The organism is Lysobacter sp. OAE881 (genome assembly GCF_040546665.1).
Lineage (GTDB): Bacteria > Pseudomonadota > Gammaproteobacteria > Xanthomonadales > Xanthomonadaceae > Lysobacter_J > Lysobacter_J soli.
Genome location: NZ_JBEPOG010000001.1, coordinates 2722476 through 2747767, shown reverse-complemented (window position 1 = coordinate 2747767; position 25292 = coordinate 2722476). Strand labels below are relative to the sequence as shown.

The following is a 25292-nucleotide window of genomic DNA, read 5'->3' as shown; positions in this document are numbered from 1 at the left end:
TGACGGGTGGTTTGCTTCGGTTCTCGAGGCCGCCATTTGATGCCGTCATTCCCGCGAAGGCGGGAATCCATGCATCCGTACCGTCACGCCCGACGGCTGGCGGAAGACGTGACGCAGCCATAGTTCGATCCCCGCCTGCGCGGGGATGACGGCAAGGGCGCGCCGCGTGCGGCCATCGCCGCCTGGCGGCGCCACGGCCGCACACGACCCGCATCCCGCCCAGCCCAGCACTTCGCTTGCCGCGGCCCCCTTGGTACTCTCCGGGCACGGCGGGGTCTGAGCTCCGCCTGTTTTTTGCCCGTCGCCGACGCACCGCGACGGGCGCCGTCCCGCCAGGCGAACGGAGTCGCGGCGATCACGAGTACAGGCAGAACCGGATGACGATTCCCGCGACCGCAGCCCCGGCCGAAAGCAGCAACAGGCTTCCGCGCCAGATTCCCTACATCATCGGCAACGAAGGCTGCGAGCGCTTCAGCTTCTACGGGATGCGCAACATCCTGGTGCAGTTCCTGGCCTCCAGCGCGCTGCTGGCGTACCTGCCCGAAGGCGAGCGCGCGGGCATGGCGAAGGAGGTCTTCCACACCTTCGTCATCGGCGTGTACTTCTTCCCGCTGCTTGGCGGCTGGCTGGCCGACCGCTTCTTCGGCAAGTACCGCACGGTGCTGTGGTTCTCGCTGATCTACTGCGCCGGCCACGCCTGCCTGGCGCTGTTCGAGAACAACCGCAACGGCTTCTACACCGGCCTGTTCCTGATCGCGCTGGGCTCGGGCGGCATCAAGCCGCTGGTGGTGTCGTTCGTCGGCGACCAGTTCGACCAGACCAACAAGCACCTGGCGCGGAAGGTCTTCGACGGCTTCTACTGGATCATCAACTTCGGCAGCTTCTTCGCCTCGCTGCTGATGCCCATCTTCCTGCGCGAATACGGGCCGGCGGTGGCGTTCGGCATCCCGGGCGCGCTGATGTTCATCGCGACCTTCATCTTCTGGCTCGGCCGCAAGCAGTACATCAACGTGCCGCCGGCTGCATCGGATCCGAACTCGTTCCTGCACGTCGCGCGCACGGCGCTCCTCGCGCCGGGGCAGGGGCGTGGCGGCTTCCTCGTCGCGATGGGCGGCTTCGCACTGGCGGCGGGCCTGCTGCTCGGCTGGGCGCTGCATGCGACGGTCGGTCTGTCGTGGTGGCCGGAATCGTTCGGCTTCGTCATCTCCGCGTGCCTGGCGCTGGGCGCGGTGATCGCCTTCGGCGGCATCGGCACGTCGATGCAGCTCGACCGCGCCCGCGGCGCGCATCCGGACGCGGCGGTCGACGGCGTGCGCGCCGTGCTGCGCATCCTGATCGTGTTCGCGCTGACCACGCCGTTCTGGTCGCTGTTCGACCAGAAGGCCTCGACGTGGGTGCTGCAGGGCAACCAGATGGCGATGCCGCACGACGCGTGGTGGTGGCCGAGCTGGCTGGTGCGCGACGCCGCGCAGATGCAGGCGCTGAACCCCGCGCTGGTGATGCTGCTGATTCCGTTCAACAACCTGGTGCTGTACCCGGCGCTCAAGCGCATGGGCTTCGAGCCCACCGCGCTGCGCCGCATGGGCGCGGGCATCGCGTTCTCGGGCGTGGCCTGGGTGATCGCCGGCGCGCTCCAGCTCTACATCGACGGCGGCGACCCGGTCTCGCTGGCGTGGCAGATCCTGCCGTACGCGCTGCTGACCTTCGGCGAGGTGCTGGTGTCGGCGACCGCGCTCGAGTTCGCTTACAGCCAGGCGCCGCAGGCGATGAAGGGCGTGATCATGGCCTTCTGGTACCTCGCGAGCACGTTCGGCAGCCTGTGGGTGCTGCTGACCAACGCGGGCGTGCGCAACGACTACGTGACCTCGCACATCGGCGCCACCGGGCTCAGCGAGAACGCCTTCCTGATGTTCTTCTTCGCCGGCTTCGCCTTCGTCGCGGCGGCGGCGTTCGCGCTGTACGCGCGGCGTTACCCGATGCAGGACAACTACCGTCACGCCTGATCCTCCATGATCGGGCGATCGAACCGGACGAACACTGGAACCCACTGAATGCTGACCTTCGCCCTGATCGCCGTGACCGTGCTGGTGTCCTGGCTCGCCTTCGAGCGGCCGGCGCTGCTGGACCGCCTGATCCTGTGGCCGCCGGCGATCGATCGCAAGAAGCAGTACGACCGGCTGCTGACGCATGGCTTCATCCATGCCGACTGGTCGCACCTGCTGTTCAACATGATCACGCTGTACTTCTTCGGTCGCCTGATCGAGCGCGTGATGGCCGAGCTGGTCGGGCCGCTCGGGTTCGTGCTGTTCTACCTGTCGGCGATAGTGATCGCGATCCTGCCGACGTACCTGCGCCACCGGCACGATCCCACGTACCGGAGCCTGGGCGCGTCGGGCGCGGTATCGGCGGTGCTGTTCGCCTTCATCCTGCTGCAGCCGTGGTCGCTGATCTTCGTGTTCTTCCTGCCGATGCCGGCGATCCTGTACGCCGTGATGTACATCGGCTATTCGATCTACATGGACAAGCGCGGCGGCGACAACATCAACCACAGCGCGCACATCTCCGGCGCGATCTACGGCGTGTTGTTCATGCTGCTGATGGAGCCGCGCTTCGGCGGGGCCTTCCTGCAACGGCTGATGAGCCCCTCGTTCGGGGGCTGATGCGGCAGGTTTTGCGGCGGGGCATCGCGCCCCGCCCGGTATTCCGGGTTACGCCGCGACGCAGGCGGTGTCGGGCTCGGCGTCGCCGTAGGTCTGGAGCAGGCGCGAATAGACTTCGGCGTCGATCTGCGCGGTTTCCACGGTGTGGCGGTCGTTGCGCGCCAATTCGTACAGGCGGGACATCAGTGCGTCGTCGCTCAGGTGATCGAGCGTCAGGTGATGCAGGGTCATTGGTGTCCTCCCGGGCGTGCGGAGCGCTTCCCCAAGCGCATTTCCGGTACTGGATCACGCAGATTCCGTGCCACACGTCGTGATGAGGATCTGGCCGACGCGATGTGACGCAAGCGGTCAGATCCGGTCGCCACGCGTTCGCGCGCGTGACGCAGCGGGTCGGCGCTCACCCGGCATGAATGCAGCCCGTGATATGCCGGAATTCCCCGTTGAGCCAGGAGTCCAGGCATGGCGATGAGGAAGGCCGGCAAGAAGACCACGGCCCGCAAGGCGCCCGCGAAGAAAGCCGCTTCGAAGAAGACCGCGAAGAAGGCACCTGCGAAGGCAGCAAAGAAGGCCGTCGGCAAGGCCGCGAAGTCGGCCAAAACGGCGACGAAGAAGGTCCCCGCGAAGAAGGCTTCGACGAAGAAGACCGCGGCCACGAAGGCCCCGGCGAAGAAGTCCGCGACGAAGAAGGTCGCCACGAAGAAGTCCGCGACTAAGAAGACAGCGGCGACGAAGGTCGCAGCGAAGAAGACCGCCGCCCGGAAGGCCACCGCCAAACAGGCGACCGCCGCCCGCAAGACCCCCTCGCGCCAGACGCCGTCCAACGCAACCGCCGCCGCCAAGGCGCCGCGTCGTCGTGCTCGCGAGGAAAAGCCGCAGATCACCCCCGAGCAGGCGTTGGCGAACACGCGCGAATTGCTGGCCGCCAAGCAGGAACGCGATCACCAGCCGCCGCCGTGGCAGCAGTTCGAGGCGAACCACGGGCACGGCGGTGGGTCGGGCGCGATGTCCGACAGCGCCGCCGAAAAAGCCCAGGAACTGCACAACGCCGAGATCCGCCTGGAGGGAAACCAGGGCCACATCAGCAGCCAGGATCGACGCAACCAGGGCAAGCGCGATGCACGCTGAGCGCGGCATGATCGCGCCTGGCTTCCACCGGATTCCGTCATGACCACGCACCAGATCGAGCACGATCCCGCATCGGGCGTCTTCACCACCACCGTCGATGGCGAGGTCGCCGTGCTGGAGTACCAGCGCGAAGGCGACCGCCTGGTGATCACCCACACCGGCGTGCCGGACGCCATCGGCGGGCGGGGCATTGCAGGCGAACTGGTGAAGGCCGCCTTCGAATACGCCAAGGCGCAGGGCTGGCACGTACATCCCCGGTGCGCCTACGCGGCCGCGTGGGCAGAGCGGCATCCGGAATACAACCAGCTGCTGGCCTGACGGCCCGAGTCAGTGGCCGGAAGCGGCGGTTCCGTGGCGGCAGGCGCCGGATTCAGACAGCCCGCCCGGAAGCGCCGCTTTTCCGGCCCCTCGGTTGGCGGTGATTTGCGCTTGAGCGCCCGCCGGGGTGCGTGGAAGGCCAAGGTGTGACAGCATTCGCGCCCCGTCCCCCGACACCCGCGCCGCACCGGCGCTAATGCGCATGCGCCTGAACAAGCACATCAGCGACACCGGCTACTGCTCGCGGCGCGAGGCCGACGGCCTCATCGCCGAAGGCCGGGTCACGGTCAACGGCCTGCGCGCGCGCGTCGGCGCCGAAGTGGGCGAGGGCGATGAAGTCCTGGTCGACGGCCAGCCGCTGAAGGCGCGCACGGTCGCAAAGAACAAGCGCCAGCACGTCTACATCGCGCTCAACAAGCCGGTCGGCGTGACCTGCACGACCGAGTCCACGGTGAAGGGCAACATCGTCGACTTCGTCGGCCACGAGCGCCGCATCTTCCCGATCGGCCGCCTGGACAAGGATTCCGAAGGGCTGATCCTGCTGACCAGCAACGGCGACATCGTCAACGAGATCCTGCGCGCCGAGAACAAGCTGGAGAAGGAATACCTGGTCGCGGTGAACCACGCGGTGACCGACGAGTTCCTGCGCGGCATGGCGCGCGGCGTGCCGGTCCACGGCGAAACCACGCTGCCGTGCAAGACCGGGCGCCTGAACCGGTTCGGCTTCCGCATCGTGCTGGTGCAGGGCCTCAACCGGCAGATCCGCCTGATGGCCGCGCACTTCGGCTTCCGCGTGAAGCAGCTCATGCGCGTGCGCATCGGCAACGTCAAGCTCGGGCACCTCAAGCCCGGCCAGTGGCGCAACCTCACCGACGCCGAACTGCGCGGCCTGCTGCCCAAGCGCGACAACTGGTAATCCCGCGCGCGACGGCCCGGGATGCGTCGATCCGGGCATCACGCCGCCGCCGCTAACCTGCGGCGATGACAAGGGATTGCCCATGAAGCGATTGTTGTTGCCCCTCGCGCTGTCCGCAGCGCTCATCGCGTGCAAGCGCGAACCCGAACCCGCCGCTCCCGTCGCCACCCCCGGCGCGCCCGCCACGGCGCCGGGCGATACGGCCATCGTCGCGCCTGCCGACGTGAAGCTGGAAGACGTGTCCGAATCCACGTCGGACTACATCATCGGCATCAGCTACCAGGTGCCCGCCGAGCAGTACCCGGGCCTTGCCGCGGAGCTGAAGAAATACGCCGACACCGCGCGCAACGACCTGATCGAAGCGGCCAAGGCGCGCAGCCAGCCGGGCGGTGCGACCAGTGCGCCGTACGACCTGTCGCTGAGCTTCACCGAACTGATGCACACGCCCGACGTGGTGGCCGTGGCCGCCGACGGCAGCAGCTACACCGGCGGCGCGCACGGTGCGCCGCTGATCGCGCGCTTCGTCTGGTTGCCGAAGCAGAACCGCCTGCTCACGGCGCAGCAGCTGGTTCCGAGTGCCGCCGGCTGGACCGCCATTTCCGACTACGTGCGCGAGCAGCTGCACGCCGCGCTGTCGCAGCGCGTGGATGCCGACGACCTGCCTGCCGACGAACGCGCGGAAGTGGTGAAGAACGCCTCGAAGATGATCGACGACGGCACGCAGCCGGATCCGTCGGATTTCGCGCTGTTCGAGCCGGTCGCCGCGCCCGACGGACGCCTGTCCGGCCTGCGGTTCGTCTTCGCGCCCTACCAGGTCGGGCCGTATTCGGACGGCACGCAGACGGTGGAAGTGCCCGTCGACGTGCTACTGCCGCACCTGGCGCCGGAGTTCCGGCCGCTGTTCGCCGCCGCGCCCGCGCCGGCCCCCGTCGCGACCCCGACGCCCCCGGCGCGCTAGGATCGGGCATCCCGGCCACGTCGGCCGGGCACACCGACGCCGGGCAGGCCGGCGTCCGCCTCGCCGGAGTCGCCATGTCCGCATTGCGCAGTCGGGTCGAGCAACTGTTGTCGTTGGCCGATGTCCGCCTGGACGGCGACCGGCCCTGGGACCTCCACGTCGAGGACGAGCGCTTCCACGCGCGCGTGCTCTCGCAAGGCTCGCTGGGCCTGGGCGAGTCGTACATGGACGGGTGGTGGCGCGTGCCGTCGCTGGACGGAATGCTTTACCGCATGATCGCGGCGGACCTCGACCAGAAGGTCCACGGCATCGGCCTGGCCCTCGACGCGCTGCGGGCGCGCTTCACCAACCTGCAGAGTCGCCGGCGCAGCTTCCAGGTCGGCGAGCGCCACTACGACCTCGGCAACGACCTGTATCGCGCGATGCTCGGCAAGCGCCTGGTCTACAGTTGCGCGTACTGGCGCGACCGCGACGGCGCGCTGATCGACAACCTCGACGACGCGCAGGAAGCCAAGCTCGACCTGGTCTGCCGCAAGCTCGGCCTTCAGCCGGGGATGAAGGTGCTCGACATCGGCTGCGGCTGGGGCGAGGCGCTGAAGTTCGCGGCCGAACGCTACGGCATCACCGGCGTCGGCGTGACGGTCTCGCGCGAGCAGGCGGCGTTCGCGCGCGAGCTGTGCCAGGGATTGCCGATCGACATCCGCCTGCAGGACTACAGGGAGCTCGATGAGCGGTTCGACCGTTCGTTCTCGCTGGGCATGTTCGAACACGTCGGCGTGAAGAACTACCGCACGTACTTCGAAGTCGCGCAGCGCTGCCTCCGCGACGACGGCCTGTTCCTGCTGCACACCATCGGCACCAACCGCTCGGTGCGGCATACCGATCCGTGGATCGGCAAGTACATCTTCCCGAACTCCATGCTGCCTTCGGCCGCGCAGATCGCGCAGGCGAGCGAGGGGCTGTTCGTGCTGGAGGACTGGCACAACTTCGGCGCCGACTATGACCGCACGCTGCAGGCCTGGCGCGCGAACGTCGAACGCGCCTGGCCCCAGCTGGACGATCGCTACGACGAGCGCTTCCGCCGGATGTGGCGCTTCTATCTGTCCGCGTCGATGGCGACCTTCCGCAGCCGGCATTCGCAGCTGTGGCAGCTGGTGCTGTCGCCGAAGGGCGTGCCGGGCGGTTACGTCGCGCCGCGTTGAGCGGCTTCGCTGCGGATCAGAATTCCAGATCCAGCGCCGCGCACAGGTAATCGACGAACTTCGCCATGCCGTTCAGGTCGGTTTCCAGCGTCTTCAACAGGCGCGGGCCGATCATCGTGGCGTCGTCGATCACGCGGAACGCGACGAAGTTCTTGCGCTTGAGGTCGTCGGCGAACTCGAAGTCGTCGGGGAAGCCGCGCGGCATGCGCGTGAGCATCTCGTCCTCGTCGAGGTCGAAACGTCGGCGGAACTTCGCGTCGTGCGCGGCGGCTTTCCAGCTGCCCGGGTTGTCCAGGATGAAGTGGCGCACGCGACGCAGCGTGTCCGGCTGCGGGTGCCACAGGCCCGCGCCGACGAAGCAGTTGCCCGGCTGGATCTGCACGTAGAACGACGGCGCTTCGACCTGGCGCCCGCGCTCGTGGAACAGCCGCGCGCCCTGCCAGGTCTTGTACGGCGTCTTGTCGTTGGCGAAGCGCGTGTCGCGCTGGATGCGGAACAGCGAACCGCCGACACCGCTGGGTGCGGCGCGATAGTGCTCGCTCACGCCGGCAAGCACGGGCTGCAGGTCGGTCAGCAGGCGCTGGAACGGTTCCTTCAGGTGCGCGTCGTAGTCGGCCTTGTGGGTCTGGAACCACGTACGGTTGTTGTTGCGCGCGATGCCGCGCAGGAACTTGAAGCTTGCTTCGCTGAAATAGGTGGCCATGAGGCGGGGAGTCCGGGGCTTGGGTCCTATCTGGGGCGCGGCGGGCGCTTATTCCAGCCCGGCCGCGATGTCCCGCCCCCAGATTTCGAGCTGGTCGAGCAATACCTGCTTCTGCGTGTCCTGCGCGTGCAGGGCGCGCAGCATGCCGATTTCCTCGGCGAAACGCGCGAAGCTGTACTCCGAGGCGCCGGATTCGTCGTACAGCCGCCAGCGGCGGTAATCGTTCCAGCGCGCCCATTCCTCCGCATCCAGCGTTTCGGGCCAGTTGCGTGCGCGGTAGCGGAACAGCATCTCCGGCAGGCGCGCGTCGCGGAACGCGAACTCGGCCAGCCCCAGCGATTCCGGCGGCGTGGTGCGCACCTGCGGAAACAGGCGCTTGTCGCTGTCACCGATGAAGCCATCGTAAAGCGAGGCATCCACGTCGGAGGCCACGCGTTCGCGCTCGACGCCGAACACCTGCCGCACTTTCTCCGCGATTTCCGGACCGGCCTCGCGGATGCGCGCGGCGCGTTCCTCGGCGAGCAGCGGATCGATGCGCAGGCGGTCGAAATCCGGCCCGCGCAGGTGATCCCACGAAATCAGGGCCGGGCAGCGGTTGGTGTGCACTTCCTTGAGCGCAACGCGCGATTCGCCTTCGGGCAGGTCGGCCGCGCGCACGTAAAGACGCTCGGCGATGCCTTCCGGGCTGAGGCGCAGCAGTGCATCGGGATCCTGTTCCAGATCGAACACGATCACGCGACTGTCGATGCGCGGATGCCGCGCGATCGGCAGCACCGGGGCGGCGCACAGGCGGCTCGCCGGGAACTTCTGCGATACGTGCAGCACGGGCTTCATCGCGATGACGTCGAGCAGGCTCGATGCGTAGCGCTTGTCGCGCAGGCGAAGCGCGTAGTCCCACAGGCGCGGCTGTGCTTCCTTCAGTTTGCGTGCGAGGCCGATCAGCGCACGCACGTCCGACAGCGCCTCGTGCGCGTCGCCGATGCGCACGCCGTTGGCCTCGGCAAGGTGTTCGAGCTTGAACGACGCCGCGCCATCCTCGCGCGTGGGCCAGACCAGCCCGTCCGGACGGATCGCGTGCGCCAGGCGCAACACGTCGAGCAGGTCCCACCGCGAATTGCCGCCGCGCCACTCGCGCTCGTACGCGTCGAAGAAATTGCGGAACAGGCCGTGGCGGATGAACTCGTCGTCGAAGCGCAGCGAGTTGTAGCCGAGCGAGCAGGTTTCCGGCCGCGCCATCTCCTCGAAGATCAGCGCGAACGCCGCCGCTTCGCTCATGCCTTCGCGCAGCGCGTGCTGCGGCGTGATGCCGGTGACCATGGTCGCGCCGGGCGAGGGCAGCAGGTCGTCGGCAGGTCGCACGAACACGCTGATCGGCGTTTCGACTTGGTTGAGATCGCAGTCGGTGCGGATCGCCGCGAACTGCGCGATGCGCGTGGTGCGCGGATCGGCGCCGAAGGTTTCCAGGTCGTAGAAAAGAAAGCTGCCCGGCACGTCAGGCGTCCACGGGCAGCGGCGAGAGGCGCTCACGCACGGCGGCATCGACCACGTTCCAGTCGAGCGTGTCGAGCGACGCGTGCCCGCGCGTGAGGTCGACCAGCAGCTCGCGTTGCTGCCGTCCGCGCTCGAACGCCGTGGCATACGGAATGCGGTGGAAGGTCACCATCGCGTACCGCGGCATGAAACGATCCGGATGACGCTGCGCGAGTTCGCGTTCGAGCGCGCGCTGCAGCAGGTAATCGTCGTCGTCCACGCGGTCGCGCATCTCCAGGTAGTTCTCCAGCGCCATCTGCTGGATCGCACGCGCGTTCGGCAGGCGATCGGCCTGGAACGCGGCGAATGCAGCCGCGCGGTCCGGCTGAGAGTCCAGTTGTTCGGCCAGTGCGACGCAGTCCTCGAACGCGCAGTTCATGCCTTGCCCGTGGAACGGCACCATCGCGTGCGCGGCGTCGCCCAGCAGCACGGCGCGACCGTCCAGGTGCCACCGATCCAGGTAGAGCGTCGCGAGGATGCCGGTCGGGTTGCGTTCGAAATCCTGCTCCAGATCCGGAATCAGCGGCAGCGCATCGGCGAAGTCGCGTTCGAACAACGCGCGCGCGTCATGTCCGGTACGCACCGTCGCGAAGCTCGGATCGCCTTCGTTGGGCAGGAACAGCGTGACGGTGAAGGTGCGTTCGTCGTTTGGCAGGGCAATGCACATGTAACGGCCGCGCGGCCAGATGTGCAGTGCGTTGGGCTCGATGCTGAAGCTGCCGTCCCGCGCCGGCGGGATCTCCAGCTCCTTGTACGAATGCCCCAGCGACTCGGTGCGTTCGCCCAGATCGACCTGCTTCGCCATCGCAGAGCGCAATGCCGATCCCGCGCCGTCCGCACCGACGAGCGATTCGAATGCCGCCTGGTGCGTGCTGCCATCGCGCGGATCGGTGAACGTCGCGATGCGCGCGTCGAAATCGACGTTCGACAACCCCCGGTCGAAGTGCAGCCGCGCGCCGGCGCGTTCGGCGATGTCGAGCAGAACGACGTTGAGTTCGCCGCGATGCACGGACCAGATCACTTCGCTGTCGTCGCGACCATACCGCTGCAGGTCGGTGCGGCCATCGAGGAAGTGCACCATGCGCCCGCGCATCATCACCGCGTGCTTCATCACCGCGTCGTCCGCACCGGCGAGTCGAAGCGCGTGGCGGCCGCGCTCGGCCAGCGCGAGGTTGATCGAACGTCCGCCGCCGTAGCCCTGCACGCGCGGATCGCCGCGCTTCTCGTACACGTCCACGCGCCAGCCGCGCTGCACCAGCAGCGTCGCGAGCACCGCACCGGCGAGGCCGGCGCCGATGAGGGTGATGTGGCGGTTGTCGGGTATTGCAGTCACATTCGGTCCCCATGCTGTCATTCCCGCGAAGGCGGGAATCCAAGCGTCAGTTGCCGGCAAGGCCGGGCCACAGATCGCTCCACTCAGGATTGCGTTCTTCGATCAGTCGGACCTTCCATGCCCGGTTCCACTTCTTCAACTGTTTCTCTCGCTGGATTGCGGCCGATATGTCATCGCACTGTTCGTACCAGATCAGGCGCGTGACGTCGTGTCGCTTTGTGAAGCCTTCCATCAGGCCCTCGCGATGTTGCCACGTGCGCGCCATCAGGTTGCTCGTCACGCCGATGTAGATCGTGCCGTTGCGATCGCTTGCCAGCATGTAGACCGCCGGTTGCTTCGCCATTCCTCATCCTTGGCGCGTCTGATACTTGGATTCCCGCCTTCGCGGGAATGACAGCTTTCAACCATCCCGCCATGCCTCTACCGCACGCACGAAGCGCAGCACGTCCGCGTGCGTGTTGTAGAGCGGGGTGGGCGAGATGCGGATGACGTCCGGTTCGCGCCAGTCGCCCAGCACGCCGCGCGTGGCGAGGTCGTCGAACAATGCGCGTCCGGCGTCGCGGCCGGTGAGACCGCGGCCGCCGATCACGCGAAGGGACAGCTGGCAGCCGCGCTGGGCGGGGTCGGCCGGCGTGACGATCTGCAGCGTGCTGTCCAGCCGCTCGCGGATCAGTGCTTCCAGATAGCCCGTCAGGCGCAGCGATCTCGCGCGCAGCGCGGGCATGCCGGCCGCATCGAACAGCTCCAGCGAAGCGCGCAGCGGCGCCATGCCGAGGATCGGCGGATTGCTCAGCTGCCAGCCTTCCGCGCCGGGCGTCGGCACGAAATGCGGGCCCATACGGAAGCGCGTGTTCTGCTCGTGTCCCCACCAGCCGGCGAAACGCGGGCGATCGCTGTGCGCATGGCGCTCGTGCACGAAGCATCCGGCGACCGCGCCCGGGCCGCTGTTGACGTACTTGTAGTGGCACCACACGGCGAAATCGACGCCGCTGTCGTGCAGCGCGAGTTCGAGATTGCCTACCGCGTGCGCAAGGTCGAAGCCGCACACGGCGCCGTGCGCGTGCGCGATCTTCACGATGCGCGGCAGGTCGAACGCCTGTCCGGTGCGGTACTGCACGCCCGGCCACAGCACGAGTGCGAGTCGCGCACCGTGCATGGCGATCGCGCGCTCGATCGCTTCCATCGACGTCGTGCCATCGTCGCGATCGGGCTGCACTTCGATCAGGTCCGTCGCCGGATCGAATCCGTGGAAACGAATCTGCGACTCGACGGCGTAGCGATCGGACGGGAACGCGCCTGCTTCGACCAGGATCGCCGGCCGTTCGCGCGTGGGACGGTAGAAGCTCACCATCATGAAATGCAGGTTCGCCGTGAGCGTGTTCATCGCCACGACTTCCAGCGGCTTCGCACCGACCAGTCGCGCGAGCGATTCGCGCACCAGTTCGTGGTACGGCATCCATTGCGCCTGGCCGGTGAAGTGGCCCTCGACGGCTTCGTGCGCCCACTTGTCCAGCACTTCCTCGACATGCGCACGCGCACCCCGCGGCTGCAGTCCCAGCGAATTGCCGACGAAGTACGCCTGGTCGGCGCCGACGTGTTGCGGGATCAGGAACTGCGAGCGTATGTCGCGCAGCGGGTCGGCGGCATCCTGGGCGAGTGCGTACGTATCGGAGTAAAGCTCGGAAACTGCGTCGGTCATGGAATCAGCCGTTCGGCGCGTCGACGACGCGCTTGGTGTAGGTGCGCGCATCGAGCTCGTCGACCTCGACGCACAGTTGCGTGGACGGTGGGTGGCCGGTGAGCGCGGAAGACAATGCCGCGATGATCAGCTCGGCAAAGCCCTTGCGCGTGGCGTCGTCGCGGCCGGGCAGCACCTTCAGCTGCACGTGGATGAACGCACGCCCGGCATCGGCGACGCCGACGCGGTAATCGTCCAGGCGCAACGCGCGGCTCTTGATCGCTTCCTCGTCGAAATGACCGCTGTCGGCGAGCGCCTGGTTGATCGCGCGCAAGGCCGCGGTCGGATTGAATTCCGCGAGGTTCACCGTGTACTGCAACGTGACGTGCGGCATGTGCGGGCCCTCAGGCGAATCGGGCCATCGAAAGGCCCAGCCATTCCAGCGCGGTGCCGTGGTAGAGGCGCGCGCGTTCGGCGTCGGACAATTCAAGCGCGGCGATACCGGCGCCGGGCTCCTGTTCGCCGAGCGGGAAGGGGTAGTCGGTGCCGAGCATCACGCGATCGACGCCGCAGGTGTCGAGCAGGTAACGCAGCGCGCGCGGATCGGCGACCCACGAATCGAAGAACAGCTGGCTCAGATACTCACGCGGATTGCGCGGATTGTCGGTCGCGACGAGGTCCGGCCGCATGTTGAAGCCGTGTTCGATGCGTCCGATGGTGTACGGGAAACTGCCGCCGCCGTGCGCCATGCAGACTTTCAGGTTCGGCACGCGTTCAAGCACGCCGCCGAAGATAAGGCAGCACGCGGCGCGCGACTGCTCCGCCGGCATGCCGACCAGCCACGGCAGCCAGTATTTCGGCATCGTCGCCGCCCCCATCATGTCCCACGGATGCACGAGGATCGCGGCGCCGAGTTCGCCCGCGGCCTGGAAGAAATCGAACAGCTCCGGCGCGTCGAGGTTCCAGTCGTTGATGTGGCTGCCGATCTGCACGCCCTGCAGGCCGAGCTGGTCCATGCAGCGCTCCAGCTCCTGGATCGCGAGACGCGGCGATTGCAGCGGCACGGTTCCGATACCGGCATAGTGGCGAGGGTACTCGCGGCACGCTTCGGCCATGTGCTCGTTGAGCGCCTGGTGCAGCTCCAGCGCGTGGTGCGGCTTCGCCCAGTAACTGAACATCACCGGCACGGTGCTGATCACCTGCACCTGTACGCCGAAACGCGCGTAGTCGTCGATACGTTCCTGCGGATCCCAGGTCTTGGACCAGATCTCGCGGAAGAACTTGCCGTCCTTGTAGATGCGGTGGCGCCCGTCTTCGGTGTGGTGGATCACCGGGAAGCGGTCGTCGCCGTACTTGCGCGCCAGGTTGGGCCAGTCGCGCGGAAGGTAATGGGCGTGGGTGTCGATCTTGAGCATGCGCGACGGTGCGTCCTCAGGTATCCGGCATCACGTACTTCGACGGCGCCGGGTTCACGTGGCCGCATTGCCCGCACGTGCGATGGTCGCGCGAGGCGTAGAAGCGGTCGAACACCGGCGGGAAGTCGGTTTCGATGTTGCGCAGCGGGAAGAATTCCTCGTACAGCTTGTGGTTGCAGCGCTCGCAGAACCACATCAGGCCGTCGAGTTCTTCGGGGCGCCGACGGCGTTCGATCACCAGTCCGATCGAATCGGGCAGGCGTTGTGGCGAATGCGGCACGCGCGGCGGCAGCAGGAAGATCTCACCCGCCCTGATCGGGATGTCGCGCGCCTGTCCGTCTTCCTGGATGCGCAGGATCATCTCGCCTTCGAGCTGGTAGAACCACTCGGCGCCCTCGTCGAAGTGGTAGTCGGTGCGCTGGTTCGGGCCACCGACGACCATCACGATGAAATCGCCGACATAGATCACCTTGTTGCCCACCGGCGGCTTGAGCAGGTGGCGGTGTTCCTCGATCCAGGCGTGCAGGTTGATCGGGCCGGGAAGCATGCTGGTTTCTCCCCCTCTCCCGCTTGCGGGAGAGGGCTGGGGTGAGGGCAGGTCGGAAGCGTGCGGCATGTTCGCCCTCACCCTAACCCTCTCCCGCAAGCAGGTGAGGGGACTTGATCGCAGCCACGCACTTGAGTTCGATCGCGATCTGCGTCGGCAGCGCGGTGATGCCCAGCGTGGTGCGGCACGGCGCGGTGTCGATGTCGGGAAAGTACTCGGCCCAGACCGCGTTGTAGGCCTTGAAATCGTGCGCCATGTCGGTGAGGTAGACGGTCACGTCGACGAGGTCCTCCCAACGCGCGCCGCTGGCTTCCAGCACGGTGCGCGCGTTGGCGAACACCGCGCGCGTCTGCGCGTCGATGTCGTAGCTGATCAGGCGCCCCTCGGCGTCGTGGACGTTGCCGACGATGGCGTTGCTCGCGGGGTCGCGCGGGCCGATGCCCGAGAGGAAGAGAAGGTCGCCCACGCGGCGCGCATGCGGGTACTGGCCCACGGGCTTGGGGGCGGCGCCGGCGCGGATGACGTCGCTCATCGCGGCGAGTCCCCGCCGAATCCGTTCACGCGCTTGATCGCCGCCTTGTACAGGCCGTCGAGCTGGTCATGCGAGCTGACGTCGATGGCCATGTCCGACACCAGGCCGTTGCGCAGGCTGTAGACCCAGCCGTGCACGGTCAGCTCCTGGCCGCGCGCCCAGGCGTCACGGACGATTGTCGTCAGGCAGACGTTCTGAACCTGCTCGATCACGTTGAGTTCGCACAGGCGGTCATGGCGTTCGCTGTCCTGCGCGTGGTGCAGGCAGCCTTCGTGCTTCTCGGCGACGTCCGACACGTGGCGAAGCCAGTTGTCGGCCAGGCCCACGCGCGTCCCGTGCAGTGCCGCGTGCACGCCGCCGCAGCCGTAATGGCCGACGACGAGGATGTGCTTGACCTTCAGCACGTCGACGGCGAACTGGATCACCGACAGGCAGTTGAGGTCGGTATGCACGACGACGTTGGCGATGTTGCGATGGACGAACACCTCGCCCGGCGCCATGTCGATGACCTGGTTGGCCGGAACACGCGAATCCGAGCAGCCGATCCACAGGTATTCGGGCGCCTGCTGCTTGGACAGGCGCTGGAAGAATTCAGGGTCCTCGCGGCTGATCCGTTCGGACCATTCGCGGTTGTTGTTGAGCAGATCGGTAAGCGGGCCGGTAGTCATCGGTTCATTCCAGTTGCAGGCCGACGTTCTTGGCGTCGGTGAAAAAGCGCATGGCCTCGAATCCGCCTTCGCGGCCGAGGCCGGACGCGCCCGTGCCGCCGAACGGCGTGCGCAGGTCGCGTTGAAGCCAGGTGTTGATCCAGACCATACCGGCGCGCAACTGCGCGGCCAGGCGATGCGCGCGTCGCAGGTCGCGCGTCCACACCGAGGCGGCGAGGCCGTAGTCGCCGGCATTGGCGAGCGAAAGCGCGTGCGTGTCGGTGTCGAAGGGTTGCAGCGTCACCACCGGTCCGAAGATCTCGTCGCGATTGCTCGCGCAATCCGGACCGAGGCCTTCGATCACCGTCGGCGCGACGAACCAGCCGGGCCGATCGAGCGCGTTGCCGCCACACAGCACCTTGCCGCCTTCGTCGCGCGCACGCTGCAGCGCGGCCATGACCTTGTCGAAGTGCGCGCGCGAGACGAGCGGGCCGAGCTGGTTGTCCTCGTCGATCGGATCGCCCACGCGCAGCTGCTGCGCGCGTTCGACCAGCGCGTCGCGGAATTCGGTGTAAATGCTGCGCTCGATCAGCATGCGCGAGCCGCACAGGCAGATCTGCCCGGAATTCTGGAATGCCGAGCGCACCAGCGTGTCGAGGTGGTCGCGCCAGTCGCTGTCTGCGAAGACGAGCGTGGGATTCTTGCCGCCGAGTTCCAGCGACACCTTCTTCAGCAGCGGGCTCGCGATGCCCGCGATACGCCGACCGACCGGCGTGCTGCCGGTGAAGGAAATCGCCTTGACGCGCGCATCGGCGACCAGCGGTTCGCCGACATCAGGACCCAGTCCGTGCACGATGTTGAGCACGCCTTTCGGGAATCCAATTTCAGCCGCGAGTTCGCCCAGCATCGTCGCCGTCACCGGCGTCACTTCCGACGGCTTGGCGACCACCGTGTTGCCGGCCGCGAGCGCGGGCGCGATCTTCCACGTGAACAGGTACAGCGGGAGATTCCATGGCGAGATCGTGCCGACTACGCCGAGTGGCTGGCGCAAGGTGTAGTTCAACCCGGCCTGGCCGTGGTGCGATTCACTGGCGAACTGCGTCGCGGCGTGCGCGAAGAAACGGAGGTTGCTGATCGCCCGCGGGATTTCGGCTTCGCGTGCGAGCTTGATGGGCTTGCCGCCATCGCGCGACTCGGCATGCGCGAAATCGTCGAGCTTCGCTTCGAGCGCGTCGGCGAGCTTTTCGAGCCAGCGCGCGCGTTCGCTGTGGGGTAGGGCGGACCAGGCGGGAAACGCGTGTTCGGCGGCGGCGATCGCCGCGTCCACGTCGCCCTTGTCGCCCAGTGCGACTTCCGCGAAGGCCTTGCCGTTGGCTGGATCGAAAACCTCGCCCCACCGGCCGGATGCCGGCTCGCGTGGTTCACCGGCGATGAAGTGGCGAAGGCGCATGGGGCTAGCTTAACAGCGCGGGTGGGACGTGCTGATGAGTATGGTGGCGACGCTGCACGACACCAATGCCGTGGTCAGGCCATTACAACGACCGGGTACGGCCGCCGTCGACGGGTAGATTCACGCCGGTGATGTAGGACGCCGCCGGGGAGCACAGGAACGCGATCGCCGCGGCGGTTTCCTCCGGGCGCGCGAAGCGGCGCATCGGGATCTCCGACACCATCTTCTCGAACACTTCGTCGCGGGTGCGGCCGGTCTTCGCCGAGGTGTTTTCGATGATCTGCTCGATGCGCGGCGTCTCGGTGGAACCGGGCAGCACGTTGTTCACGGTGATGCCCTTGGGCGCGAGTTCGGTCGCGAGCGTCTTCGCCCAGCTCGCCACCGCCCAGCGCGTGGTGTTGGACACGCCCAGGCCTTGCAGCGGTTCCTTCACCGACGTCGAGATGACGTTGACGATGCGGCCGTAGCCATCGCGTTCCATGCCGGGCACGACGCTTTCGGCGAGCACGTGGTTGGCGATGAGGTGCTGCCGATACGCAGCTTCGAACGCGGCGATTTCGGCGCCGTGCACCGGGCCGGGCGGCGGGCCGCCGGTGTTGTTGACCAGCACATGCACGGGCCTCGCGGACACCAGCGCCTGCACTTTCGCGCGCAGCGTGTCGGTATCGGCGCTGTCGACGGCGATCCAGCCGTGCGTCTGCCCCTTGTCCGTCGGCAGCGTGGCGACGAGCTCGCGGAGCCGCGCTTCGCGTCGCGCGAGCAGCGTGACGTCGGCGCCGAGTCCGGCCAGCGCCTGCGCGGCCGCGAGGCCGATGCCCTGGCTGGCGCCGCAGACGAGCGCGTGCTTTCCGGTGAGGTCGAGGTCCACGTCAGTCTCCGTTCGATTCGGTCGTCATGCGTTCGCGCATCAGCGCAGCGGTTTCGCGGCTGGCCTCGCGCGATTGCGCTTCCAGTTGCGACGCTACCGCTTCGCGATTGGCCATCGGATGGTTCTGGCTGAGCTTGAACTTCAGCGCGATCTCGTGCGCGATGAAGCGGAAGCCGACGATGCCACGCAGCTGGCGGCGAAGATCGTCGCGTTCGAATTCGAAACGCCAGTCGCCACCGACGGTGGCTTCGTGATCGAGGCTCAGTCCGTCGACGACATCGGCGAGCGAGCGCTCATCGTCGAAGGTCGACAGCGTGCCGCGCAGGTGCGCGACGGCGTAGTTCCACGTCGGCACGCGCGCGGCGGCTTCCTTGTCGGGATACCAGCCCGGCGAGACGTACGCGTGCGGGCCGTGGAAGATCGCCAGCGCGGGGCCGGCGTGCGTCGCCTGCGGGTTGGGCCGCGCCCAGTGGCCGATCAGTTCGACGCGGTCGCCGCTGCGTCGGTACAGCACTGGAAGGTGGCTGACGGCGGGTTCGCCGTCGCGCACCGTGACCAGCGTGATGAAACGATCGCGTCCTGCGAGCCGGTCCAGCGCTTCGAGGTCGTGCTCGGCGAAGGCGCGGGGCAGGTACATGGCGCGATCAGTGCCGCGAGGGAAGCTGCTGGACCATCTGCGGGCGAAGCACGTCCAGGCCTTCGCCGCTGGGCGGCACGAGTTCGTCCAGCGCGAAGCCGCGATTGCGTGCGTCGTCGTCGTCGAGGCCGTCGAGCGAGACGAACTCGGCATCCATCAGCGCCGCGCGTGCGCTGTCCTCGCTGTCGTAGGGCTGGCTGATGCCGTCACTGTCGAGCACTTCGGCGGTGCCGGCCTCGAGCACGCGCAGGCGCGCCCAGATCAGCGTGCGGCCGATCGTGGCGAGCCACCACTGGTCGTTGACGTTCTCGTTCATCCGATCACCACCGCGAGGATCCAGAGCAATGCGGCGCACACCAGGCCGCCGATGATGGTCAACAGCGAGATCCGCGCGGGAGTCGCCAGGCCGTTGAGGTTGCCGTCGTTCGCCGAGAGATAGCCGCGACGCAGCAGCCATCCCCACGCCGACGGCCGCGCGAACGCGCCTTCGCCCAGTTCCATCTGCAGCTGCGGATGCCGGTCGCGGATGTGCACCAGCGACAGCGGCCAGAAGATCACGAACGCGCAGAAGCCGGCGATGGCGATGGCGACGAAGAGCAGGGAAAAGAAGAGGATCACGGCGCGATCAATACTCCGCGCTGCCCGGCGCGCGCGGGTACGGGATCGCGTCGCGGATGTTGCTCAGGCCGCAGACGTACACCACCAGGCGCTCGAAACCGAGGCCGAAACCGGCGTGCGGGACGGTGCCGTAGCGGCGGAAATCGCGATACCAGCCGTAATGCGCCGGATCCAGCCCGAACTGCGCCATGCGCGCGTCGAGCATGTCCAGGCGTTCTTCGCGCTGGCTGCCGCCGATGATCTCGCCGATGCCCGGCGCGAGCACGTCCATCGCGGCGACGGTCTTGCCGTCGTCGTTCAGGCGCATGTAGAAGGCCTTGATGTGTTCGGGGTAGTTGGTGACCACGACCGGGCGGCCGACGTGTTCTTCCGTAAGCCAGCGCTCGTGCTCGGTCTGCAGGTCCAGGCCCCATTCGACGGGGAAGTCGAACTTCTTGTCGGCCTTCTGCAGCAGCTTGATCGCGTCGGTGTATTCGATGCGCTCGAACGGCGCGTTGACGAACGACTCCAGGCGCGTGATCGCGTCCTTCTGCACGCGCTCGGCGATGAAGGCCATGTCGTCGGCGCGCTCGGCGAGCACGGCGCGGAACATGTACTTGAGGAATTCCTCGGCCACGCGCGCGTCCTCGGCGAGGTCGGCGAAGGCGATTTCCGGCTCGATCATCCAGAACTCGGCCAGGTGGCGCGTGGTGTTGCTGTTCTCGGCGCGGAAGGTCGGACCGAAGGTGTAGACCTTGCTCAGCGACAGCGCGTACGCCTCGACGTTGAGCTGGCCGGACACGGTGAGGAAGGTTTCCTTGCCGAAGAAATCGCGGCTGAAATCGATGCCGCCCTTGTCGTCGCGCGGCAGGTTGGCCATGTCGAGCGTGGAGACGCGAAACATCTGACCGGCGCCTTCGGCGTCGGACGTCGTCACGATCGGCGTGGAGATCCAGTAGAAGCCGTTTTCGTGGAAGTAGCGGTGCGCGGCCTTGGCCAGGCAGTCGCGGATGCGCGTGACGGCGCCGAACAGGTTCGTGCGCGGGCGCAGGTGGGCGACTTCGCGCAGGAATTCCAGCGAATGCGCCTTGGGCTGGATGGGGTAGGTTTCCGGATCCTCGACCCAGCCGACCACTTCCAGGCTGCTGGCCTGGATCTCGAACGCCTGGCCCTGGCCCTGCGAGGCCACCAGCGTGCCGGTGGCGATCACCGCGCAGCCGGCGGTGAGGCGCTTCACCTCGGATTCGTAGTTGGGCAGTTCGGCCGGCGCGACGACCTGGATCGGCGCGAAGCACGAGCCGTCGCTGACGTTGACGAAGCTGAGCCCGGCCTTGGAATCGCGCCGGGTACGCACCCAGCCGCGGACCGTGACTTCGCCACCCGCCGGGATCTTGCCCGCGAGCGCCTGTTCGACGCTGACCACCGTCATGCCTTGAATCCTTGCCGCTTCGGGCCAATGTGGGGAAAGGCCGGAGTTTACCGAACGCCCGGCATCGCGTCGCTATAATCCCCAGTCGTAACCCATTGAAGTGGAAACACGCCGGAGTCCTGCATGGCCGTCACCCTCGCTCCCGCCGCCCTCGAACGCGTCCAGCGCTATCTCGTCGAATCCCCCGACGCGATCGGCCTGCGCTTCGGCGTGACCCGCACGGGCTGCTCGGGCTGGCAGTACAAGGCCGACCTGACCCGCGATCAGGGCGCCGACGACACGGTCTTCGAGCAGGAAGGCGTGCGCATCTACGTCGACGCGCTGAGCCTGCCGCTGGTGGACGGCACGCAGATCGACCTGGTGAAGCAGCGCCTGGGCGAGCAGTTCCTGTTCCGCAACCCCAACGTCACGGCCGAGTGCGGTTGCGGCGAGAGCTTCACGACCAAGGCCGACGCGGCCTGATCGCAAGGGCGCGGCCACGGGCGCCAGCCGGACGGACCGTTCCGGCGCAGGGCCCGCACCGCCGGTGCAATGGCGGGGTCCGACCGGGCCCGACGGGCTAGAATGGCGGTTCCGCCGCCAGCAAGCCCGCCCGCCGTGAGCAACACCGCAACGCAGCCGTTCGCCGCCAGCCAGCCCGTCTCGATCCGCCAGGAAGACCTGATCCAGTCGATCGCCGATGGCCTGCAGTACATCAGCTACTACCATCCGGTCGACTACATCCAGAACCTCGCCGCCGCCTATGAGCGCGAGGAGTCGCCGGCGGCGAAGGACGCCATCGCGCAGATCCTGATCAACTCGCGCATGTGCGCCGAGGGCCATCGCCCGATCTGCCAGGACACCGGCATCGTCACGGTGTTCCTCGAGATCGGCATGAGCGTGCGCTGGGACGACGCCACGATGTCGGTCGAGGACATGGTCCACGAAGGCGTGCGTCGCGCGTACAACCATCCGGACAACAAGCTGCGTGCGTCCGTGCTGGCAGATCCCGCCGGCAAGCGCACCAACACGAAGGACAACACGCCGGGCGTGGTCAACGTGAAGGTCGTGCCGGGCAACAAGGTCGACGTGATCGTCGCCGCGAAGGGCGGCGGTTCGGAAGCCAAGTCGAAGTTCGCGATGCTCAACCCTTCCGACTCCATCGTCGACTGGGTGCTCAAGACCGTACCGACCATGGGCGCCGGCTGGTGCCCGCCGGGCATGCTCGGCATCGGCATCGGCGGCACCGCCGAGAAGGCGATGCTGCTGGCGAAGGAATCGCTGATGGAGCCGATCGACATCACCGACCTGCAGGCGCGCGGCCCGTCCAATCGTGCCGAGGAACTGCGCCTGGAGCTGTACGAGAAGGTCAATGCGCTCGGTATCGGCGCGCAGGGCCTGGGCGGTTTGACGACGGTGCTCGACATCAAGGTCAAGGATTACCCGACGCACGCGGCCAACCTGCCGGTGGCGATGATCCCGAACTGCGCCGCCACGCGGCACGCGCACTTCACGCTCGACGGCAGCGGCCCGGTGATGCTCGATCCGCCGTCTTTGGCCGACTGGCCGGAGCTGACCTACGACGCGTCGAAGGGCCGTCGCGTGAACCTGGACACGCTGACGAAGGAAGACGTCGCCAGCTGGAAGCCGGGCGAAGTCCTGCTGCTCAACGGCAAGCTCCTGACCGGCCGCGACGCCGCGCACAAGCGCATGGTCGACATGCTCAACAAGGGCGAGGGGCTGCCGGTCGATCTGCGCGGCCGCTTCATCTATTACGTCGGCCCGGTCGATCCGGTGCGCGACGAGGTCGTCGGCCCCGCCGGCCCGACCACCGCCACCCGCATGGACAAGTTCACCGAGCAGGTGCTCGCCCAGACCGGCCTGCTCGGCATGGTTGGCAAGGCCGAGCGCGGCCCGGCCGCGATCGAGGCCATCCGCAAGCACCAGTCGGCCTACCTGATGGCGGTCGGCGGCGCGGCGTACCTGGTGTCCAAGGCGATCAAGGCGGCGAAGGTCGTCGGTTTCGCGGACCTGGGCATGGAAGCGATCTACGAGTTCGAAGTACAGGACATGCCGGTGACGGTCGCTGTGGATTCGACCGGCGAGTCGGTGCACAAGACCGGCCCGCGCGAATGGCAGGCCCGCATCGGCAAGATTCCGGTGGTGGTGGAGTAATTCCTCCCGCCAGCCCGGGTGTTAGCCCCTCTCCCGCCTGCGGGAGAGGGGTAGGGGTGAGGGCAAGGGGGCGATGCGCACGAACGTGCCATACGCGATGCCCCCACTTAGCTGCGCAGGGGGAACGATCACAACGGGTCCCAGCTTTCGCTGGATGACGTCCAACGGCGAATCGCATGACAGCCTGGCTCCCGGCTTTCGCCGGGATGACGGCAACTTCATCGTCCACAGGTCACCCACCGCCGTTGCACCGCTCGTCGCAGCGGCCGCCTACAACCGCGCCACCAGCCCCGCCAGCGTCTTCCGCGTGTCTTCGCGCAACAGGTAGTCCTGCGACATCGCTTCCAGCGCCGCGATGTTCGTCTCGCTCACGTCGTCCAGATCGTCCAGCCCGGTCATCAGCTCCGCCTGCAGGCGAAAATAGCCGTCGCCGATGAGATGACGCGCGATGTAATCCACCGCGTCGGTGTTGCCGTCGAACAGCACGTCGATGATGGGGATCGCCCACTCGATCGCGCCCCATTCCTGCGCCGATTTCAGGTCGATCGGCCGGCTGCGTTCGCCGGTGCCGACCGACAGCACGACCAGGTTCTGCGCGCTGTCCACGCGGGCATCCTTGCGCATCGCTTCGGCGATCGCGCAGGCGGTGGGATTGTTCGCGACCACGCCGCCGTCGATCATCGCCCGCGCGCGGCCTTCGACGGTCATCGCATGCGCCGGGAAATACGTGGGCGCGGCCGACGAGGCGCGGCACACCTCCCACATCCGCAAGTTCGCGTGCTCGGGCTTGAAGCTTTTGAAGACGATGGGCTTGCGCGCGATCGTGTCGTAGCTGGTGATCAGCAGCGGGATCTTCGCCTGACCCAGACGCGTATCACCGAACACGGCCTGCAGCACTTCCTCCAGGCCGCGTGCGTCGTAGCGCGGCGCCGAGACGCCCTGCGTGAACACGCGTCCGGCGCGCGACCACAGGCGTTGCGCCATGCCGGGGAAGATCCGGTGACGGTGCTCCCGGTAGAGCTCGCCGAGTTGCCTGGGCGACAAGCCGACCGCCAGCCCGCAGCCGACGATCGCGCCGGTCGAACTGCCCGCGAGCAGGTCGAAGGACTTCAGCAAACCCGGCTTGCCCGCGCGAAACAGTGCATCTTCGACGCCCGCCAGCCACAAGCAGCTGACCAGGCCGCGAATGCCACCGCCGTCGAGCGAAAGGATGCGTCGCATGTCCATCGAGCGTCTCCATGCAGGGCAAGCTCCGACGGAGCCAACGATCGCCATGATGGGACAGCCGCTTCTCGCACATTGCGACGCGGCGCACGCCGCACGCGATCGGGCGCGTGCGGCGCGTGTTCGTTCAGCGCGCCTGGTTCAGCCCGCTATTTCAGTACCACTCCAGGAGCGAAACTCCCAGGCCGATGTACGTGGCGCGATGGTTGTAGTCGATCAGGCTTTCACCGTAGCCGTCGAAGATCTGCACGTGGCCGCGCAGGCTGTTGTGAATCGGGAATCCCCAGTCAAGCTGCACCGCGCCATGCGAGCGGTCGCCGCCGCGCAACGAATGGCGGCCCATCAACGAGAACTGATGCCCGCCGCGCACGTACACCAGCGTCGCGTCGCCGCGGCCGACGAAATCCTCGATGTCGCGGTTGTTGTCGTCGCTGGCGCTTTCCTTGACGCGCCACCACGGGCGCACGGTCAGCGCCCAGTTGTCGCGATCCAGTCCGATCATGCCGATCACGCGATTCCAGCTGCGCGACAGCGGATCGGCGCGGCCGTTGGACTGGTGGTTCACGCCGATGCCGAGCAGCCGGCCGTTCCAGCCGGCGAGGTGGTAGTTGTTGCGGAAGGTCAGCATGACCTCCGGTTCGTAATTGGTTTCGCGGAACGGGCGCGAGGTGTCCGGGCTGTAGACCTGCCAGCGCGAGGACTGCGTGTAGGCCATCCACAGATCGCCGTTGTCGCCGAAGATGTTTTCCCACGCCTTGGTCTTGAAGCTGACCTGGAACTTCGCTTCCAGGTCGTCGACTTCCAGCGGCGCGGTGACTGGTGTTGTTCGGATTGGGCGAGGAGGGCGTGTCGTTGACCTTGCTGCTCCAGAACGCCGGCAGCAGGTACATCGGCTTGTAGGCGCGGAAGTTCCACGTGCCGAGCTTGGAGTCCTTCGCCAGTTCCCAGCGGCTGTCGAGCAGCGAGCCCTTGCCGGCATTCGCGATGGCGCGATCCAGCGTGTCTTCCATCGGATACAGGTCGCTCGCGGGTGCCGCCGTCTCCGCGGCAGCGGGGACGACCTCTTCGGCGAGTTCGAGGTTCTTCTGGATCGCCTTGGCTTCCTTGGCGGCGATGTCGGCGCCGCGCGTGTCGCGGGCCACGCGGCCAAGCGCCGCGTCATAGCAGGCCAGGCGCTCGACATCGGAACCGATCGAAACGCAGGCTTCCGGCGTCGCCGGGGCGGGCGCTTCCTGCGCGAACGCCTGAAGCGACGCGATGGCAGCAAGCGTCAGGACGGCACGGCAGGCAAGGAAAAGTGGAGCGTGCGGGGCTTCGTGCCTGTGGGAGGGCATGGGGGACTCGCTCAAGGGGGGAATAAGGGAAAGAC

Annotated in this window: 27 protein-coding genes and 1 pseudogene; 9 read left to right on the top strand and 19 right to left on the bottom strand. The window is 67.3% G+C overall.

Going from position 1 to position 25292, the window contains the following annotated elements; all coding sequences use genetic code 11:
- Positions 1-377: 377 nt before the first annotated feature.
- Positions 378-2003 carry a POT-type proton-dependent oligopeptide transporter gene (locus tag ABIE51_RS12745; RefSeq protein ID WP_192631002.1) on the top strand — a complete coding sequence of 542 codons (1626 nt, stop codon included), beginning with the start codon at positions 378-380 and terminating at the stop codon, positions 2001-2003.
- Positions 2004-2051: 48 nt separating this feature from the next.
- Positions 2052-2660 (top strand): rhomboid family intramembrane serine protease, encoded by a 609-nt coding sequence (locus ABIE51_RS12740; protein ID WP_192631001.1) that lies wholly within the window; start codon positions 2052-2054, stop codon positions 2658-2660.
- 48 nt (positions 2661-2708) lie between these two features.
- Here ABIE51_RS12740 and ABIE51_RS12735 read toward each other — a convergent pair whose 3' ends face one another.
- Positions 2709-2891 (bottom strand): hypothetical protein, encoded by a 183-nt coding sequence (locus tag ABIE51_RS12735; RefSeq protein ID WP_157030513.1) that lies wholly within the window; start codon positions 2889-2891, stop codon positions 2709-2711.
- A 228-nt stretch (positions 2892-3119) separates the two neighbouring features.
- Between ABIE51_RS12735 and ABIE51_RS12730 the strand changes: the two genes are divergently transcribed.
- The 5 genes from ABIE51_RS12730 to cfa all read left to right on the top strand — a co-directional run bounded on the left by ABIE51_RS12730 (position 3120) and on the right by cfa (position 7179).
- Complete coding sequence (locus tag ABIE51_RS12730) at positions 3120-3785, top strand: histone H1-like repetitive region-containing protein (RefSeq protein WP_192631000.1); 666 nt, start codon at positions 3120-3122, stop codon at positions 3783-3785.
- 39 nt (positions 3786-3824) lie between these two features.
- Positions 3825-4103: a GNAT family N-acetyltransferase gene (locus tag ABIE51_RS12725; RefSeq protein WP_115841705.1), complete on the top strand. Its 279-nt coding sequence runs from the start codon at positions 3825-3827 to the stop codon at positions 4101-4103.
- Positions 4104-4299: 196 nt separating this feature from the next.
- Positions 4300-5019 carry a pseudouridine synthase gene (locus tag ABIE51_RS12720; protein WP_192630999.1) on the top strand — a complete coding sequence of 240 codons (720 nt, stop codon included), beginning with the start codon at positions 4300-4302 and terminating at the stop codon, positions 5017-5019.
- Positions 5020-5101: 82 nt separating this feature from the next.
- A complete protein-coding gene (locus tag ABIE51_RS12715; RefSeq protein ID WP_157030510.1) occupies positions 5102-5977 on the top strand; it encodes a DUF3298 and DUF4163 domain-containing protein in 876 nt (291 codons plus the stop codon).
- A gap of 74 nt (positions 5978-6051) precedes the next feature.
- Positions 6052-7179 carry a cyclopropane fatty acyl phospholipid synthase gene (gene cfa, locus ABIE51_RS12710; protein WP_192630998.1) on the top strand — a complete coding sequence of 376 codons (1128 nt, stop codon included), beginning with the start codon at positions 6052-6054 and terminating at the stop codon, positions 7177-7179.
- A gap of 16 nt (positions 7180-7195) precedes the next feature.
- On the opposite strand, the gene ABIE51_RS12705 is transcribed toward cfa, so the two are convergent.
- From ABIE51_RS12705 to asnS, 16 genes are all read right to left on the bottom strand, one after another.
- Entirely contained in the window at positions 7196-7882 is a 687-nt protein-coding gene (locus tag ABIE51_RS12705) for a DUF2461 domain-containing protein (protein WP_157030508.1), read from the bottom strand.
- Between the two features lie 48 nt (positions 7883-7930).
- Complete coding sequence (gene sbcB / locus ABIE51_RS12700; RefSeq protein WP_192631697.1) at positions 7931-9373, bottom strand: exodeoxyribonuclease I; 1443 nt, start codon at positions 9371-9373, stop codon at positions 7931-7933.
- 1 nt (position 9374) lies between these two features.
- Positions 9375-10745 carry an FAD-dependent oxidoreductase gene (locus ABIE51_RS12695; RefSeq protein ID WP_354504202.1) on the bottom strand — a complete coding sequence of 457 codons (1371 nt, stop codon included), beginning with the start codon at positions 10743-10745 and terminating at the stop codon, positions 9375-9377.
- Positions 10746-10791: 46 nt separating this feature from the next.
- Complete coding sequence (locus ABIE51_RS12690; RefSeq protein ID WP_192630996.1) at positions 10792-11088, bottom strand: GIY-YIG nuclease family protein; 297 nt, start codon at positions 11086-11088, stop codon at positions 10792-10794.
- Positions 11089-11145: 57 nt separating this feature from the next.
- Positions 11146-12444 (bottom strand): kynureninase, encoded by a 1299-nt coding sequence (gene kynU, locus ABIE51_RS12685; protein ID WP_192630995.1) that lies wholly within the window; start codon positions 12442-12444, stop codon positions 11146-11148.
- Between the two features lie 4 nt (positions 12445-12448).
- Entirely contained in the window at positions 12449-12817 is a 369-nt protein-coding gene (locus ABIE51_RS12680) for a 5-carboxymethyl-2-hydroxymuconate Delta-isomerase (RefSeq protein ID WP_192630994.1), read from the bottom strand.
- 10 nt (positions 12818-12827) lie between these two features.
- Complete coding sequence (locus ABIE51_RS12675; protein WP_192630993.1) at positions 12828-13838, bottom strand: amidohydrolase family protein; 1011 nt, start codon at positions 13836-13838, stop codon at positions 12828-12830.
- Positions 13839-13854: 16 nt separating this feature from the next.
- Positions 13855-14385 carry a 3-hydroxyanthranilate 3,4-dioxygenase gene (locus ABIE51_RS12670; protein WP_192630992.1) on the bottom strand — a complete coding sequence of 177 codons (531 nt, stop codon included), beginning with the start codon at positions 14383-14385 and terminating at the stop codon, positions 13855-13857.
- An 82-nt stretch (positions 14386-14467) separates the two neighbouring features.
- On the bottom strand, positions 14468-14917 hold the full coding sequence (locus ABIE51_RS12665) for a RidA family protein (protein ID WP_192630991.1): 450 nt from the start codon (positions 14915-14917) through the stop codon (positions 14468-14470).
- The gene (can, locus tag ABIE51_RS12660) at positions 14914-15585 is read right to left on the bottom strand and encodes a carbonate dehydratase (RefSeq protein WP_192630990.1); all 672 of its coding nucleotides are present in this window, start codon (positions 15583-15585) and stop codon (positions 14914-14916) included. The genes ABIE51_RS12665 and can overlap by 4 nt, the downstream gene beginning before the upstream one ends.
- Positions 15586-15589: 4 nt before the next feature.
- A complete protein-coding gene (locus ABIE51_RS12655) occupies positions 15590-17014 on the bottom strand; it encodes an aldehyde dehydrogenase (RefSeq protein ID WP_192630989.1) in 1425 nt (474 codons plus the stop codon).
- A gap of 82 nt (positions 17015-17096) precedes the next feature.
- A complete protein-coding gene (locus ABIE51_RS12650; protein ID WP_192630988.1) occupies positions 17097-17882 on the bottom strand; it encodes an SDR family oxidoreductase in 786 nt (261 codons plus the stop codon).
- A gap of 1 nt (position 17883) precedes the next feature.
- Positions 17884-18519, bottom strand: a complete 636-nt coding sequence (locus tag ABIE51_RS12645; RefSeq protein WP_192630987.1) for an FMN-binding negative transcriptional regulator — start codon at positions 18517-18519, stop codon at positions 17884-17886.
- Between the two features lie 7 nt (positions 18520-18526).
- Positions 18527-18835 carry a hypothetical protein gene (locus ABIE51_RS12640; RefSeq protein WP_115841689.1) on the bottom strand — a complete coding sequence of 103 codons (309 nt, stop codon included), beginning with the start codon at positions 18833-18835 and terminating at the stop codon, positions 18527-18529.
- On the bottom strand, positions 18832-19137 hold the full coding sequence (locus ABIE51_RS12635; RefSeq protein WP_192630986.1) for a hypothetical protein: 306 nt from the start codon (positions 19135-19137) through the stop codon (positions 18832-18834). Before ABIE51_RS12635 ends, ABIE51_RS12640 begins: the two co-directional genes overlap by 4 nt.
- Before the next feature lie 7 nt (positions 19138-19144).
- Entirely contained in the window at positions 19145-20545 is a 1401-nt protein-coding gene (gene asnS, locus ABIE51_RS12630) for an asparagine--tRNA ligase (RefSeq protein WP_115841687.1), read from the bottom strand.
- 123 nt (positions 20546-20668) lie between these two features.
- Here asnS and ABIE51_RS12625 point away from each other — a divergent pair, with 123 nt between their 5' ends.
- Both ABIE51_RS12625 and ABIE51_RS12620 read left to right on the top strand, forming a co-directional pair.
- Positions 20669-21007 carry a HesB/IscA family protein gene (locus ABIE51_RS12625; protein ID WP_115841686.1) on the top strand — a complete coding sequence of 113 codons (339 nt, stop codon included), beginning with the start codon at positions 20669-20671 and terminating at the stop codon, positions 21005-21007.
- A gap of 135 nt (positions 21008-21142) precedes the next feature.
- Complete coding sequence (locus tag ABIE51_RS12620; RefSeq protein WP_192630985.1) at positions 21143-22699, top strand: fumarate hydratase; 1557 nt, start codon at positions 21143-21145, stop codon at positions 22697-22699.
- A gap of 270 nt (positions 22700-22969) precedes the next feature.
- Here the strand turns inward: ABIE51_RS12620 and ABIE51_RS12615 are convergent, their stop codons facing one another.
- Together ABIE51_RS12615 and ABIE51_RS12610 are read right to left on the bottom strand one after the other, a co-directional pair.
- The gene (locus ABIE51_RS12615; RefSeq protein WP_192630984.1) at positions 22970-23926 is read right to left on the bottom strand and encodes a patatin-like phospholipase family protein; all 957 of its coding nucleotides are present in this window, start codon (positions 23924-23926) and stop codon (positions 22970-22972) included.
- Between the two features lie 151 nt (positions 23927-24077).
- Positions 24078-25257 (bottom strand): annotated as a pseudogene (locus ABIE51_RS12610) (phospholipase A).
- Positions 25258-25292: the final 35 nt, after the last annotated feature.

What these genes read in the sequence shown, in the direction of transcription:
- kynU (WP_192630995.1), bottom strand. Translation starts at nt 12,444, where the DNA reads ATGACCGACGCAGTTTCCGAGCTTTACTCCGATACGTACGCACTCGCC.
- ABIE51_RS12740 (WP_192631001.1), top strand. Translation starts at nt 2,052, where the DNA reads ATGCTGACCTTCGCCCTGATCGCCGTGACCGTGCTGGTGTCCTGGCTC.
- can (WP_192630990.1), bottom strand. Translation starts at nt 15,585, where the DNA reads ATGACTACCGGCCCGCTTACCGATCTGCTCAACAACAACCGCGAATGG.
- ABIE51_RS12690 (WP_192630996.1), bottom strand. Translation starts at nt 11,088, where the DNA reads ATGGCGAAGCAACCGGCGGTCTACATGCTGGCAAGCGATCGCAACGGC.
- ABIE51_RS12715 (WP_157030510.1), top strand. Translation starts at nt 5,102, where the DNA reads ATGAAGCGATTGTTGTTGCCCCTCGCGCTGTCCGCAGCGCTCATCGCG.
- ABIE51_RS12675 (WP_192630993.1), bottom strand. Translation starts at nt 13,838, where the DNA reads ATGCTCAAGATCGACACCCACGCCCATTACCTTCCGCGCGACTGGCCC.
- ABIE51_RS12720 (WP_192630999.1), top strand. Translation starts at nt 4,300, where the DNA reads ATGCGCATGCGCCTGAACAAGCACATCAGCGACACCGGCTACTGCTCG.
- ABIE51_RS12645 (WP_192630987.1), bottom strand. Translation starts at nt 18,519, where the DNA reads ATGTACCTGCCCCGCGCCTTCGCCGAGCACGACCTCGAAGCGCTGGAC.
- ABIE51_RS12615 (WP_192630984.1), bottom strand. Translation starts at nt 23,926, where the DNA reads ATGGACATGCGACGCATCCTTTCGCTCGACGGCGGTGGCATTCGCGGC.
- ABIE51_RS12735 (WP_157030513.1), bottom strand. Translation starts at nt 2,891, where the DNA reads ATGACCCTGCATCACCTGACGCTCGATCACCTGAGCGACGACGCACTG.
- ABIE51_RS12640 (WP_115841689.1), bottom strand. Translation starts at nt 18,835, where the DNA reads ATGAACGAGAACGTCAACGACCAGTGGTGGCTCGCCACGATCGGCCGC.
- cfa (WP_192630998.1), top strand. Translation starts at nt 6,052, where the DNA reads ATGTCCGCATTGCGCAGTCGGGTCGAGCAACTGTTGTCGTTGGCCGAT.
- ABIE51_RS12670 (WP_192630992.1), bottom strand. Translation starts at nt 14,385, where the DNA reads ATGCTTCCCGGCCCGATCAACCTGCACGCCTGGATCGAGGAACACCGC.
- ABIE51_RS12665 (WP_192630991.1), bottom strand. Translation starts at nt 14,917, where the DNA reads ATGAGCGACGTCATCCGCGCCGGCGCCGCCCCCAAGCCCGTGGGCCAG.
- asnS (WP_115841687.1), bottom strand. Translation starts at nt 20,545, where the DNA reads ATGACGGTGGTCAGCGTCGAACAGGCGCTCGCGGGCAAGATCCCGGCG.
- ABIE51_RS12625 (WP_115841686.1), top strand. Translation starts at nt 20,669, where the DNA reads ATGGCCGTCACCCTCGCTCCCGCCGCCCTCGAACGCGTCCAGCGCTAT.
- ABIE51_RS12730 (WP_192631000.1), top strand. Translation starts at nt 3,120, where the DNA reads ATGGCGATGAGGAAGGCCGGCAAGAAGACCACGGCCCGCAAGGCGCCC.
- ABIE51_RS12725 (WP_115841705.1), top strand. Translation starts at nt 3,825, where the DNA reads ATGACCACGCACCAGATCGAGCACGATCCCGCATCGGGCGTCTTCACC.
- ABIE51_RS12655 (WP_192630989.1), bottom strand. Translation starts at nt 17,014, where the DNA reads ATGCGCCTTCGCCACTTCATCGCCGGTGAACCACGCGAGCCGGCATCC.
- ABIE51_RS12745 (WP_192631002.1), top strand. Translation starts at nt 378, where the DNA reads ATGACGATTCCCGCGACCGCAGCCCCGGCCGAAAGCAGCAACAGGCTT.
- ABIE51_RS12680 (WP_192630994.1), bottom strand. Translation starts at nt 12,817, where the DNA reads ATGCCGCACGTCACGTTGCAGTACACGGTGAACCTCGCGGAATTCAAT.
- ABIE51_RS12705 (WP_157030508.1), bottom strand. Translation starts at nt 7,882, where the DNA reads ATGGCCACCTATTTCAGCGAAGCAAGCTTCAAGTTCCTGCGCGGCATC.